Source organism: Clostridium chrysemydis (assembly GCF_015234215.1).
Lineage (GTDB): Bacteria > Bacillota > Clostridia > Clostridiales > Clostridiaceae > Clostridium > Clostridium chrysemydis.
The window spans coordinates 338,350-351,073 of the sequence record NZ_JADEKP010000002.1; the positions used below are offsets into that span (position 1 = coordinate 338,350).

The following is a 12,724-nucleotide window of genomic DNA, read 5'->3' on the forward strand; positions in this document are numbered from 1 at the left end:
TTATGATCAATGATAAAATTATGAGGGAATTACAAGATATTTTAGGTGAATTATACGTTAAAAACGGAACTACTGATGAAGTGGTACGTTTAAGCCAACTTATCGACGAACTTATAGTTAAAAAGCAATTAATTAAATGCAAATCACTTATAATAAAAAATAAAAATAATTAATAAATAATAGAAAAAAGCTTAAAAAGATGTTAAGTTATATTTAAAAAGGATAAAAGGTGGGGAAAAAAACTGAAGAAAATAGTTATTTTTGCTAGTTGTGTAGCATTATTTTTATTAATGATACTAGTACCTATTAGAGATTCTATTTATAAAGAATCAGATGATTATAGGGGGCTTATTTCAAGATTATCACTAAAATATGATAATGATATCTCTAGTATGAAAAAAGATACATTAGGTAAGATCAATGACGAATCAATAAGTGATAAGGAGAAGGGAGAAAATTATGTTGCATATATAGTCTGTAATTTAATATCTCCAGACTATAGCGAAATAATTAGGATATCAGAGGATGCAGAAGCAATTTTAATTAAAGAAGATATGCAAGTTCACCTTTCATATTTATATTTTTATTTAGCTTTTATGTATAGTGAAATGTATGATTATAACAAATCTTACGTAAATATTTATAAAGCAAATGAAATTGCAGGTAAGTTATATAGCAAAAATAAAAGCGAATACGTTACTCAGCTTCTAATATCTACTAAATATCTTCAAGCTTGTATAGAAAGTGATTTAGGATTAGGAGATATTGCAAAGTCTACATTTAGTCAAGCTAGCAACTTAGAAGAAAATACACACATTTGTAATTATTTTGATACAATAAATAGTAAGATAAATTATTATCTTTATGTAGATGATTATGATAAAGTTATAGAGTTATCATTAGACTTTAAAAATAGAGTTGGTACTTTGAATAAAGTACATCGTTTATATTTCTATAACGATATGCACTTAGCAGAAGCATATATAAATAAACGAGAATTTGATAAAGCTACTGATATAGTAAATAATTATAATAAAATAAAATTAGTTCAAAAAGAAGTAGCTGAAAAGTATAGGATATACGGTAAGATAGAGGAAGAAAAAGGATATATAAACAAGGCTTTAGATTATAGAAAAAAAGAATATGATATTTTAAAAACCACTAAAGATTATAGAGGTCAATTAAGATCTTTAGAAAAAATTTTAGTATTAACTAAAAAAACAAATAATATGGATGATTACGGATACTGGAATGAGCAATTTAGAGGATGCGTAGAAAATATTTCAAAGTTAAAAGGTACTCAATATCTTATAGGTTCTTTAGGGGATATTGAGCTTCAAAACGCAAGATATAATAATAAAATTCTTGAGTTAGAATCTAAAAATATAGCATACATAGCTATAATAGTTGCTGCAGTTTCTATATCGATTATCTCTGTAATATCAATAGCAAACAGAAATAAAAGAATTAGAAACGAGATGCTATCATCAAATATAGATATATTAAGCAATCAACTTAACTATCAATACGATCATTACAACAGTATAATACAGTATCAAGAAGAAGTAAGAAGACTTTGGCATGATATGAAGCATCATACTAACTTACTTAACACACTAATAGAAAAAGGTGAGTATGATGAATGTAGGAAATATTTAGCGTCAATGTCTAATACGATAGACTCAAATAGAAGTAAATCTATTACTAGACACAGCATATTAGATGCGATTTTAGCTAACAAACAAAAAATTTGCAGTGATAAAGATATAAATTTAATTTTAGATATAAAGGTTCCTAAAACATTAAATATAAATAACTTTGACCTTTGTGTAATCTTTAAAAATCTTTTAGATAATGCTATTGAAGCAAATTTAAATGATAAAAATAAAGAAAGATATATAAGCGTTAAAAGTATGGTAATGAATAAATATCTATATATAGAAGTTTTAAATAGTAAAACTACCGATATAGTTAAGTCAAAAGGAAAATTCCTATCATCTAAAACTGACGGGAAGCTTCACGGACTTGGAATAGAAAGTGTTAAAAAGAGCATTGAGAAATATGATGGTAATATTAAATTTGAATTTAGTGATGAGTGGTTTAAAGTAACTGCACTTTTAAAAAATGAGATTAAGCAATAAAATTTGCTTAATCTCATTTTACTTTTTTAGAGAAATAATCTAAAAATGAATCTTTTGTGGATTTTAAATAGAATCTACTTATAGGAATTTCAAGATTTGAGTTTGTTATTATGTTAGTGCCATCTATAGAGTCAATATAATGCATATTTACAAGATAACTCTTATGACATCTTACAAATGATTTAGTTGATAAAATTTCTTCTATTTCATTTAATTTATCATAAAAACTAAAGGTTTCTCCATTTGCTTTAGTTAAAATAATTTGCCTTAATTTAGATTCAAAATAAATAATATCATAAATATTAAATTTAGATATAATAGAACCAGATTTAATAACTATGTAATCTTCCTTTTTTTTATTTATATCATTTATGCACTTTAGTAATTCTTTTTTTACTTTGATTAAAGAAAGTGGTTTTAAAAGATAATTAGAAGGATTAACTTCATAACCATCTAAAAGATAATCTTTACTGTTAGTTGTAAAAATTATTTTGACATCTTTATCAAACTTTCTAATAGCTTTAGCAAGTTCTATTCCGTTTAAAGAGCCCATAATTATATCTAGAAAAATGATATCAAAAATCTCTTCTTTATTTGTTATAATATCAAGTAGCTCATAACTAGAAGAATAGCTAGATATAAGTGATTTTATGTTTAAATCATTTACAATATTGTGCACGATATCGTAAGTCTCTTTCAATTGATGTAAGTCATCATCACATATTGCAATTTTAATCATTTTAAATTCCTCCAAAAAGTTTAATTAAATATATTATAATATAGAAAAAAATTATTATAAACAGCTAAGGAGCTTATATAAAAATTTGACGAAGAAAAGGAAGTTATTTATCATAAAAGTTATAATAGAATTAAAGGATGTGGGTTAATGAGAAAATTAGATGAAATTATTGAATTTAATAAAAGATTTGTTGAAAATGAAGAGTATAAAGAGTATGAAACATCTAAAGTTCCAAAGAAAAAGCTAGTTATTTTATCTTGTATGGATACAAGATTAACTCAGCTTCTTCCAAAGGCAATGAATATAAAAAATGGTGATGCAAAAATAATAAAAAATGCAGGGGCCACAGTTATGCATCCCTTTGGAAGTATTATGAGAAGTATATTAATTGCAGTTTATGAATTTAATGCTAGTGAAATATTAGTAGTAGGTCATAGCGGGTGTGGGATGTGTAATTTAGATACTTCAAAAGTAATAGATAAAATGATAAATAGAGGAATTAAAAAAGAAAATCTAGATGTTTTAGAGTCTGCTGGAATAGATATAAAAAAATGGCTTCACGGGTTTGACTCTGTAGAAGAATCAGTAAAAGATAGTGTGTTTTCTATAAAAAATCATCCGCTTATGCCAAGTGATAATATAAATATTCATGGGTTAGTTATGGATCCTAAAACAGGAAAATTAGACATAGTAGTTAACGGATATAAATAAAACTTCCGCTTATTTAAGGGTTTCTTAAATAAGCGGAAGTTTTTTATTTAGAAATTTTATAATCTTTGATATTGTCTAAGATCATGTTTGCACCTAAGACATAATCATAGTCGGAATTTGAGGTTAATGATTTTTTTAAGCTCCAAGATGCGTTCCAAAGTTTTACTATAAATAGATAATCATTTAATTTTTTAATCTTTTCCTTATCTGTATAGCCAAAATACTCAAATATCAAATAATTTCTTAAATGCTCACTTAAAAACCAAGAAATAGTAGCTAGATCAAAAAATATATCATTCATTCCTGAAAATTCAAAATCAATAAATTTAACTTCTGAATTTTTATAAAGTACATTAGAAATATTTAAGTCATTATGGCATAAGCCTAAAGAAACATTTTTAGTTAAGTCTAATTTTAAAAAATTCATCTTTTTTATAAAAATATCAATATCGTGATTAAACTCAAAATTATTTTCCTTTAAAAATTTAAAATTATCTTCTATGTCTTTAAAAGGGTCAAAATAGCTTGAAGCCTTAAGGTTATGTAGTTTTTTTAGCGATATAGATAAAGATTTTATAAATTTTCTAGTAGTTAGTGTATTAATATTTACTGACGAGTTATCTAAATATTTAGTAAGAAGTATACCATTTTCTTTATTGTGATATATAATATGTGGTGATAGCTTCTTAGAATTTACTAAGGAAAGAATATTATGTTCACTTGAAAAATCATTAGAATTATCTTTATTTGGAAGCCTTAAGACATAAAAATTATTATAATAATCTATTAAATAATTTTTATTATTTAAACCGCCAAGTTTTTTTAATTTGTGATTTTTAAAAAGGTTTAACATTATTTTCTCCTTTGAATTTTGTTAAGTTATTATATCAAAAAAGAAAGGAGGGGAGAAGACGATATGATAAAAAAGTTTATAGAGGGAATTACTCCCTTAGATAATTATGCTATGGAAAAGGCAAAACTTAGAGTTGATTCTTTAGCAAAACCTTTAGGTAGTCTTGGAGAACTTGAAAGTATTTCTGTAAGGTTATCTGGAATAACTTCAAAAATAATAAACGAAACTGATAAAAAGTGCATTATCATTATGTCAGCTGATAATGGAGTAGTAGAAGAGGGGGTTGCATCTGCACCCCAGTACGTAACTTTAGCTCAAACTAAAAACTTCATAAAAGGAAAAACAGGGGTTTGTTCGATCGCAAAAGCAAATGAGACAAGCCTTAAAGTAGTAGATATAGGGATTAATAGTGATGAAAAAATAGAAGGAGTTATAGATAGAAAAATCAGAAAAGGAACAAAAAATATCTATAAAGAACCTGCTATGACTTATGAGGAATGTAAGATTGCAATTCTTATAGGAATAGAAACAGTTAAAGAAGCTAAAGATGAAGGATATAACATCTTAGGTGTAGGTGAGATGGGAATAGGAAATACTACAACATCATCTGCAGTTTTAAAAGCTCTTTTAAACATCGAAACAGAAAAAATAGTTGGAAAAGGCGGCGGAATAACTAGTGATTCTTTTATTAAGAAAAAAGCTATAGTAGAAGAAGTTATACTTAAGCATAATGTTAATAGAGAAGATATTATAGATATAGTCTCTAAAGTTGGAGGATACGATATTGCAGGGATGATAGGAGTTTTTATAGGAGCTTCATATTATAAAATACCTGTAGTTATAGACGGGTTTATATCAGTAGTAGCTGCACTTTGTGCATCAAGATTAAATCCACTTGTAAAGGGATATTTATTCCCATCTCATAAATCAGAAGAGATAGGGTATAACCTAGCTATGGAAGAATTAAATTTAAAACCATTTTTAAATTTGAATATGAGACTTGGTGAAGGAAGCGGATGTCCTATTGCTTTTTCAGTAATTGATTTTGCAAATTCTATGATGAAAAATATGGCTACATTTAGTGAAGGCGATATAGATGATAGTTACATAGAAGAAGTTAGAAGTGAAGAATGTTATAAAGTATAAGGAGGTAAAACTATATGGAGGTTGGATTAATTCATATTTACTGTGGAGACGGTAAAGGTAAAACTACAGCAGCTATGGGTCTTGGGATGAGAGCTTCAGGAAACAATCTAAAGGTTTTATTAACTCAATTTTTAAAGAGTAATAAAACAGGAGAGCTTAACTCAATTGAAAAACTTAAAGAGTATTATCATTTTGTTCCAGGTGTTCCTGTAAATAAGTTTTCTTGGAATATGACAGAGGAAGAAAAGGCAAACGCTAAAGTAGAACATACTAAAAGATTTAAAGAGATAACTAAAAAGGCTGTTTTAGAAAATTATGATTTACTTATTTTAGATGAACTAATTGGAACTGTTAATTTAGATTTCGTTCCTTTAGATTTAGTTTTAGATTTTCTAAAAAATAAACCAAAAGGACTTGAAGTTGTAATGACAGGAAGAGACCCTAAAGAGGAATTAGTTAATATAGCAGATTATGTATCAGAAATAAAAGCTGTTAAACATCCGTTTAAAAAGGGAATTCCTTCAAGAAAAGGAATAGAAATATGATTGTCCTAGTTATAGGAGGGTCAAAGAGTGGAAAATCTAGTTTAGCTGAAAATATAAGCTATAACTTAAAAAAAGAGGGGATTTTATATTACCTTGCAACTATGAACCCGAAAGATTTAGAGGATTTAAAAAGAATAGAAAAACATATTTCAAGTAGGGAGAAATATAATTTTAAAACTATAGAAATTAAAAGTGATATAAAAATGGTTAAAGATATAAAAGGCTCTGACACTATGCTTTTAGATAGTGTTACTTCTTTAGTAACTAACGAGATGTTTAAAGAAAATAATTTTAACTTATCTGTTAAAGATAAGATTACTAGTGAAGTAGAAAGTCTTTCTAAAAGGCTTAAAAACCTTATATTAGTTTCTGATTATGTTTTTTCAGATAGCAAAAGATATGATGAATTAACGAATAATTTTAGAAAAGAATTAGGAAGTATTAATTGCACCTTAGCTTCACTAGCAGATGTAGTTATTGAAGTTAACTTTGGAAATATAATATTTCATAAAGGAGAGGGGGTATTAGATGTTTAGTGATTTATATAAAGGGTTTAATATGACTTTAAGTATGTTTACTAAAATACCTCTACCAAAGTATGTTTGGGATGAGAAATCTGCAAGATATATTATGAGGCTTTATCCGATTATAGGTCTAATAGTTGGACTGTTTTGGTATGTATCTTTTAGAATTCTTATACTATTTAATATAAATAATATACTTTTAAGTGCTTTAACTATGCTAAGTCCACTTTTAATTACAGGGTTTATTCATTTAGATGGATTTATGGATGTGTCTGATGCGCTTTTATCAAGTAGGGATAAAGAAGAAAAGGTAAGGATACTTAAAGATTCTACAGTAGGTGCGTTTTCAGTTATAGCTTTAGTAATTCTTTTTTTAATAGAATCATCTTCTATATCTTCACTTTTAGAAAAAGGATTTGACCCTAGGATTCTAATCCTTATTCCGATAGCTTCAAGATGTTTTGGAGGGTATACAATACTTTCTAGAAATCAAATATCCAAAAGCTACTTTGGTGATTTATTTAAAAAAGGAACTAAGCCTTATGAAAAATACATATTAATCTTTATTTATTTTTTAGTGTTATTAGTTTCATTAATATTTTTAAATATAAAATATTTTATTTCACTTATAGTACTCGGGTTAGTTGGAGTTTTAAGTATTAGAAAGTGCAATAAAGAATTTAGTGGAGTAAATGGAGACGTTGCAGGATTTACCCTTGTATTATCAGAAGCTATATGCTTTTTAGTTTTAGGCGTTATTTAGGAGGAAAGTATATGAAATTATATTTTGGTGGTGCATACAACGGGAAATTAGAACTTGTTAAAAACAAATACAAAATTAAAGATTTTGAAGTCTTTGATTGTAAATCAAATATAATAGATTTTGATAAAAAGGTTATAAATAACTTTCACGAATTTGTTTTTAATATGATAAAAGATTCTAAAGACCCTAAAGAATATGTTTTGAAAAATCTTGATAAATTCAAAGGAAAGATAATTATTTCAGATGATTTAAATTCTGGAATAGTTCCAATTGAAAATTTAGAGAGAAGATTAAGAGAAGATTTAGGAGAAATTTTAAATATTTTTTCAAAAGAAAGCAAAGAAGTTTATAGGGTGTTTTTTGGAATAGAAAGTAAATTAAAAGGTGATATAAAATGATACTTTATCTTATAAGGCACGGAAAAACTTTTTGCAATGAAAAAAAACTTTATTGCGGGAAATCTGATATAGAACTAAGCGATAAAGGAAGAGAAGAAATAAAAGAAAAGATTAAAGAATTTAACTTTCCAGATTGCAAAAACAACTACACAACTGGGCTTAAAAGAACTAATGAAACTTTTAAACTTATCTATAAAAATAAAGATTTTGAAGTTTTGGAAGGCTTTAGAGAATACGACTTTGGAGATTTTGAATTAAAATCCTATGAAGAATTAAAAGAAAATAAAGAATACTTAAATTGGATTTTAGATGAGAGCTTAGAATTTAGAGTTCCAAAGGGAGAATCGAGAAAAGAATTTAAAACTAGAATAGAAAAATCTTTAATTTCTTTAATAGATTCTTTAGAAAAAAATAATGAAAAAGAAGCCTTAGTTCTTTGTCATGGGGGAACTATAGCAAGTCTTTTAGAAAGTTTTAATGAAGAAAATAAAAGTTTTTATGATTATCATCCAAACTGTATAGAAGGCTACACTCTTAAAGTTTTAAGAGAAAAAGGAAAACTAAAATTAAATATATTAGAAAGGTTTTAAAAATGATAGAGATTATAATAGGATATATTTTAGATTTAATAATAGGAGATCCAAATAACCCTTATCATCCTATAAGATTTATTGGAAACCTCTCTAAATCTTTAGAAGGATTTTTTAGAAAGAGAATTTCTAAAAATCTTAAATTAAGTGGTATTTTAACTAATCTGTCTGTAATACTTATAACATTTTTTGTAGTACTATTTATAACTAAAGGTACAAGTTATATTAATATTTATCTAGGGATAATAGTATCTGGAATATTAATATATTTTACTATTTCAGCTAAATGTTTAAAGGTTGAAGGACTAAAGGTTATAAAGGAATTAGAAAAGGGAGATATAGTTGAAGCTAGAAAAAAATTATCATATATAGTTGGAAGAGACACAGATAAATTAAACGAAAGTGAAATTTATAGGGCAGTAATTGAGACGATTGCAGAAAATATGTCAGATGGAATAATAGCACCTTTATTTTATGCAGGAATCGGGGGAGCGCCATTAGCTTTTTTATATAAGGCTGTTAATACTTGCGATTCTATGTTTGGCTACAAGAATGAAAAATACATAGATTTTGGATTTTCTTCAGCTAAGGTTGATGACATATTTAATTATATTCCAGCTAGAATAACAAGTTATTTAATTATTATAGCTTCTTTTTTATTAAGATATAAATATAAAGAAAGTTATAAAATATATAAAAGAGATAGATATAATCACTCAAGTCCAAATAGTGCACACCCAGAAGCGGCAGTTAGTGGAGCGCTTTCTATAATGCTTGGTGGAAGTAACTATTACTTTGGTAAATTAGTTAAAAAAGATACTATAGGGGATAAATTAAAAGAAATAGAAAAAAATGATGTTATAAAGACAAATAAAATTTTAGATTTAGTTACTTTTTTAGGGGTAGTTTTAGCTATAATTATTTCCTTTGTAATACATAGTTTTTTATAGAGGTAAATTCATATGAAAAATAGTCATGGTGGAAATATTGATGAAATAAAGAGAAATTACAAAATTAAAGATTTAGTAGACTTTTCAGCAAATATAAACCCTTTAGGGCTTTCAAAAACTGTTAAGGAAGCTATGATAAATGCTATAGATGACGTTATTCATTACCCAGATATCACTTATTTAGATTTAATAAATAGCATAAGTGAATTCCTAAATATAGAAAAGAATAACATATTTTTAGGGAATGGTGCAGCGGAAGTTATATTTAATATAGTAAGAGGCTTAAAGCCTAAAAAGGCTCTACTTTACGGGCCAAGCTTTTCAGAATATAGCGAAGCTTTAAACTCAGTAGATTGCAAGATAGATTATTATGTTTTAAAAGATAAGTATAATTTGGATTTAGGGATTTTAGATATGATTAATAAAGATACAGATATAATATTTATTTGTAACCCTAATAATCCGACAGGTGCTTTATGCAAAAGACAAATGATAGAAGAAATATTAAAGGCTTCAAAGGAAGAGGATATTACAGTTGTAATAGATGAATCTTTTTTAGAGTTTGTTAGGAATTCTAAGGAAATTACTTTAATTAATAGTTTAAAAGATTATGACAACTTAATTATAGTTAAGTCTTTAACTAAGATTTTTGCCTTTCCTGGAATAAGGCTTGGGTACGGATTAACTAAAAATAAAGAATACTTAGAAAAGATAAATAAAAACACTATATCTTGGAGCGTAAACACTATAGCAAATAAAGCTGGAATTGCAGCTTTAAAAGAAAGTTTATATATTAAAAATACTATTGAATTTGTAGAAGAAGAAAATAAGTTTTTATTTAATAATTTAAGCTTATTTAAAGATTTAAAGGTATTTAAAGGATATGCAAACTTTATATTTTTTAAGACCTTTAAAAATATAGATTTAAAAGAAGAACTTTTAAAATATGGAATTTTAATAAGGAGCTGCGAAAACTATATAGGACTAGATAAGAGTTATTATAGAGTTGCAGTTAGAACTAGAGAAGAAAATATTAAATTAATAAAATCTCTTCAAGAAATTGTAAATTAATAATCTCAAATGATAAAAAATTGACAATTAGATAATTAAATAATATAATCATTCTGATAAAAATAATAATTGGTGTATATTACTTAAAAGGGAATAGAGTGTAAATCTCTAACTACCCCAGTAACCGTGATGTGGACGAGGCCTAAATTATAGTCACTATATTAATTTATGGGAAGGCTAGGCTAAGGGTGAAGCTAAGTCGGGATACCTGCCAAATTATTTATACGACTTACTATAACCTTCTGAGGGTGGGGTTATAGTGCTAATAGGATTTTTTTATATAAGCATACCTTCACACGGTGTGTTTTTTTAATCCCAAAAATTAACGCCTCAAAATTATAATGGAGGAAAAGTGATGAGAAATTTTAAAAAGTTATTGTCAGTAGTAGTTTTAACGATATTTTCGTTAGCTATCTTTACAGGCTGCGCAGGTAAAACTGTTACTATGAAAGATATGGAAGGTACAGAGTTTAAAGTACCTAAAAAGATTGAAAGAATAGTATCTACAGCACCGTCTAATACTGAAATTTTAGTAGGTCTTGGGTTAGGTGATAAAATTGTAGGAGTAGATAAATATTCAGCTGATATAAAAGGGTTAAAAAGTGATGTAACTAAAATAGACTTTAGAAACCCAGATGCTGAAGCTATAATTGCCCTTAAACCAGATGTTATTATTGCATCAGGTCATAATAGAGAAGGAAAAGAAGATCCATTTAAGGCTTTAAAAGATGCTGGTATACCAGTTGTATACTTGCCTACAGCAGAAAGCATAAATGGAATCTATGATGATATAAATTTCTTAGGGAAGCTTACTGGAACTGAAGAAAAAGGAAATGAAATGGTAAATAACTTAAAAGGCGAAGTTGATAAAATCAAAGCTATAGGTGAAAAGATTAAAGATAAGAAAACTGTATACTTTGAAATAGGTTCAGGTGAAAAACTTTATAGTTTCGGTAGTGATACATTCTTAAATGAATTATTAACTACAATAGGAGCCCAAAATATATTTAAAGATCAAAAAGGTTGGATCTCACCTAGTGAAGAATCAGTAATAAAGAAAAATCCAGATGTAATCTTAACAAACGAAGATTACATAAAAGATGCTACAAAACAAATAGAAAAACGCCCAGGATTTAATACTATAAACGCAGTTAAAAATAAAGAGGTATTCTTAGTAGATAAAAATGCAACTTCACGTCCAAGTCAAAACGTAATAAGTGCATTAAAACAAATTGCAAAGGATATTTATCCAAAAGAATATGCAAATATCTAAAAAAATAAAAATCAAGATAAGCTTAGGAGTAATCCTAAGCTTACTGATTATCTGTATTGGAACTTCTCTTGGAAGTTCCAATATTGATTTATTAGATACAGTTTCAATAATAGCGCATAAGCTATTTAATATACCTCTTAGGGCGGGGATTGAATCTAAAGATATTGCGATAATTTGGCTTTTAAGGCTGCCTAGGGTACTTTTAGCTTTCGGGGTAGGCGCATCACTTGCAGTATCTGGTGCGGTAATACAATCTATCTTAAAAAACCCTTTAGCATCACCTTATACTTTAGGAGTATCATCAGGTGCATCTTTAGGTGTTGGAATATATATAGTTTTAGGAATAACTATACCTTTTGTAGGGAATTTAGCGCTTCCTTTTATAGGATTTTTATTTGGAGTTTTAACCGTGTTTTTAGTTATAATATTTTCAAGTAAAGTAGATAGAGGATTATCTAATAATACGGTAATACTTTCAGGAATGGTTTTATCTCTTTTTGCAAGTGCAGTCTTAACTACAGTTACAGCACTTTGTAGTGAGGATATTAAAGCTATTACTATGTGGCAGATGGGATCATTTTCTATGAAGAGTTGGTCTTATGTTTTTGCAGGACTTCCATTTTTTATAATAGGAGTAATCCTTGTAATAAGATATACTAGAGAGATGGATATATTAAGCTTTGGTGAAAATCATGCTATGACAGTTGGAGTGGAAACTAAAAAGGTTAAAAAGACATTACTTGTAGCGGTAGCTATTTTAACTGGAAGTGCTGTAGCTTTAAGTGGAGTGATTGGATTTATAGATTTAATTACGCCTCATATAGTAAGAAAGATATTTGGTTCAAATCACAAAATAGTTATACCTATGTCAATAGTGTTTGGTGGTTCTCTTATGGTTTTAACAGATTTAGTTGCTAGAACTATAATAACACCATCAGAATTACCAGTAGGTGCTATAACTGCAATTGTTGGTGCACCATTTTTTGCATATTTATACTTTGGAAAAAAGAGGGGATAAAC

15 protein-coding genes and 1 riboswitch are annotated in these 12,724 nt (G+C 27.2%); of the genes, 13 read left to right on the forward strand and 2 right to left on the reverse strand.

Annotated elements, in window-relative coordinates; translation table 11 throughout:
- The first annotated feature begins 2 nt into the window (after positions 1-2).
- Both INR60_RS09485 and INR60_RS09490 read left to right on the forward strand, forming a co-directional pair.
- Positions 3-173, forward strand: coding sequence for a Spo0E family sporulation regulatory protein-aspartic acid phosphatase (locus INR60_RS09485; protein ID WP_194191279.1), 171 nt, complete (start codon positions 3-5; stop codon positions 171-173).
- A gap of 117 nt (positions 174-290) precedes the next feature.
- Positions 291-2,141, forward strand: a complete 1,851-nt coding sequence (locus tag INR60_RS09490) for a sensor histidine kinase (protein ID WP_194191280.1) — start codon at positions 291-293, stop codon at positions 2,139-2,141.
- Between the two features lie 13 nt (positions 2,142-2,154).
- Here the strand turns inward: INR60_RS09490 and INR60_RS09495 are convergent, their stop codons facing one another.
- Positions 2,155-2,880, reverse strand: a complete 726-nt coding sequence (locus tag INR60_RS09495) for a LytR/AlgR family response regulator transcription factor (protein ID WP_194191281.1) — start codon at positions 2,878-2,880, stop codon at positions 2,155-2,157.
- 147 nt (positions 2,881-3,027) lie between these two features.
- On the opposite strand from INR60_RS09495, the gene INR60_RS09500 reads away from it, so the two are divergent.
- Entirely contained in the window at positions 3,028-3,591 is a 564-nt protein-coding gene (locus INR60_RS09500; protein WP_194191282.1) for a beta-class carbonic anhydrase, read from the forward strand.
- A 43-nt stretch (positions 3,592-3,634) separates the two neighbouring features.
- Here the strand turns inward: INR60_RS09500 and INR60_RS09505 are convergent, their stop codons facing one another.
- On the reverse strand, positions 3,635-4,444 hold the full coding sequence (locus INR60_RS09505; RefSeq protein ID WP_194191283.1) for a choline/ethanolamine kinase family protein: 810 nt from the start codon (positions 4,442-4,444) through the stop codon (positions 3,635-3,637).
- A 63-nt stretch (positions 4,445-4,507) separates the two neighbouring features.
- Here INR60_RS09505 and cobT point away from each other — a divergent pair, with 63 nt between their 5' ends.
- The 10 genes from cobT to INR60_RS09555 all read left to right on the forward strand — a co-directional run bounded on the left by cobT (position 4,508) and on the right by INR60_RS09555 (position 12,722).
- Positions 4,508-5,590, forward strand: coding sequence for a nicotinate-nucleotide--dimethylbenzimidazole phosphoribosyltransferase (gene cobT, locus INR60_RS09510; RefSeq protein ID WP_194191284.1), 1,083 nt, complete (start codon positions 4,508-4,510; stop codon positions 5,588-5,590).
- 14 nt (positions 5,591-5,604) lie between these two features.
- Positions 5,605-6,135: a cob(I)yrinic acid a,c-diamide adenosyltransferase gene (locus INR60_RS09515; RefSeq protein WP_194191285.1), complete on the forward strand. Its 531-nt coding sequence runs from the start codon at positions 5,605-5,607 to the stop codon at positions 6,133-6,135.
- Positions 6,132-6,671, forward strand: a complete 540-nt coding sequence (locus INR60_RS09520) for a bifunctional adenosylcobinamide kinase/adenosylcobinamide-phosphate guanylyltransferase (RefSeq protein ID WP_194191286.1) — start codon at positions 6,132-6,134, stop codon at positions 6,669-6,671. Before INR60_RS09515 ends, INR60_RS09520 begins: the two co-directional genes overlap by 4 nt.
- Positions 6,664-7,422: an adenosylcobinamide-GDP ribazoletransferase gene (locus INR60_RS09525; protein ID WP_194191287.1), complete on the forward strand. Its 759-nt coding sequence runs from the start codon at positions 6,664-6,666 to the stop codon at positions 7,420-7,422. The genes INR60_RS09520 and INR60_RS09525 overlap by 8 nt, the downstream gene beginning before the upstream one ends.
- An 11-nt stretch (positions 7,423-7,433) precedes the next feature.
- Entirely contained in the window at positions 7,434-7,820 is a 387-nt protein-coding gene (locus INR60_RS09530; protein WP_194191288.1) for a bifunctional adenosylcobinamide kinase/adenosylcobinamide-phosphate guanylyltransferase, read from the forward strand.
- On the forward strand, positions 7,817-8,410 hold the full coding sequence (locus INR60_RS09535; protein WP_194191289.1) for a histidine phosphatase family protein: 594 nt from the start codon (positions 7,817-7,819) through the stop codon (positions 8,408-8,410). The genes INR60_RS09530 and INR60_RS09535 overlap by 4 nt, the downstream gene beginning before the upstream one ends.
- A 2-nt stretch (positions 8,411-8,412) precedes the next feature.
- Entirely contained in the window at positions 8,413-9,360 is a 948-nt protein-coding gene (gene cbiB / locus INR60_RS09540) for an adenosylcobinamide-phosphate synthase CbiB (RefSeq protein ID WP_194191290.1), read from the forward strand.
- 12 nt (positions 9,361-9,372) lie between these two features.
- Entirely contained in the window at positions 9,373-10,431 is a 1,059-nt protein-coding gene (gene cobD, locus INR60_RS09545; RefSeq protein ID WP_194191291.1) for a threonine-phosphate decarboxylase CobD, read from the forward strand.
- Between the two features lie 53 nt (positions 10,432-10,484).
- Positions 10,485-10,661: riboswitch (cobalamin riboswitch) on the forward strand.
- A gap of 125 nt (positions 10,662-10,786) precedes the next feature.
- Positions 10,787-11,704, forward strand: coding sequence for an ABC transporter substrate-binding protein (locus INR60_RS09550; protein ID WP_194191292.1), 918 nt, complete (start codon positions 10,787-10,789; stop codon positions 11,702-11,704).
- A complete protein-coding gene (locus tag INR60_RS09555; RefSeq protein ID WP_194191293.1) occupies positions 11,691-12,722 on the forward strand; it encodes a FecCD family ABC transporter permease in 1,032 nt (343 codons plus the stop codon). The genes INR60_RS09550 and INR60_RS09555 overlap by 14 nt, the downstream gene beginning before the upstream one ends.
- Positions 12,723-12,724: the final 2 nt, after the last annotated feature.

Bases quoted from the DNA above. Each gene is read 5' to 3' on its own strand.
- INR60_RS09485 (WP_194191279.1), top strand. From the start codon at position 3: ATGATCAATGATAAAATTATGAGGGAATTACAAGATATTTTAGGTGAA.
- INR60_RS09490 (WP_194191280.1), top strand. From the start codon at position 291: ATGATACTAGTACCTATTAGAGATTCTATTTATAAAGAATCAGATGAT.
- INR60_RS09495 (WP_194191281.1), bottom strand. From the start codon at position 2,880: ATGATTAAAATTGCAATATGTGATGATGACTTACATCAATTGAAAGAG.
- INR60_RS09500 (WP_194191282.1), top strand. From the start codon at position 3,028: ATGAGAAAATTAGATGAAATTATTGAATTTAATAAAAGATTTGTTGAA.
- INR60_RS09505 (WP_194191283.1), bottom strand. From the start codon at position 4,444: ATGTTAAACCTTTTTAAAAATCACAAATTAAAAAAACTTGGCGGTTTA.
- cobT (WP_194191284.1), top strand. From the start codon at position 4,508: ATGATAAAAAAGTTTATAGAGGGAATTACTCCCTTAGATAATTATGCT.
- INR60_RS09515 (WP_194191285.1), top strand. From the start codon at position 5,605: ATGGAGGTTGGATTAATTCATATTTACTGTGGAGACGGTAAAGGTAAA.
- INR60_RS09520 (WP_194191286.1), top strand. From the start codon at position 6,132: ATGATTGTCCTAGTTATAGGAGGGTCAAAGAGTGGAAAATCTAGTTTA.
- INR60_RS09525 (WP_194191287.1), top strand. From the start codon at position 6,664: ATGTTTAGTGATTTATATAAAGGGTTTAATATGACTTTAAGTATGTTT.
- INR60_RS09530 (WP_194191288.1), top strand. From the start codon at position 7,434: ATGAAATTATATTTTGGTGGTGCATACAACGGGAAATTAGAACTTGTT.
- INR60_RS09535 (WP_194191289.1), top strand. From the start codon at position 7,817: ATGATACTTTATCTTATAAGGCACGGAAAAACTTTTTGCAATGAAAAA.
- cbiB (WP_194191290.1), top strand. From the start codon at position 8,413: ATGATAGAGATTATAATAGGATATATTTTAGATTTAATAATAGGAGAT.
- cobD (WP_194191291.1), top strand. From the start codon at position 9,373: ATGAAAAATAGTCATGGTGGAAATATTGATGAAATAAAGAGAAATTAC.
- INR60_RS09550 (WP_194191292.1), top strand. From the start codon at position 10,787: ATGAGAAATTTTAAAAAGTTATTGTCAGTAGTAGTTTTAACGATATTT.
- INR60_RS09555 (WP_194191293.1), top strand. From the start codon at position 11,691: ATGCAAATATCTAAAAAAATAAAAATCAAGATAAGCTTAGGAGTAATC.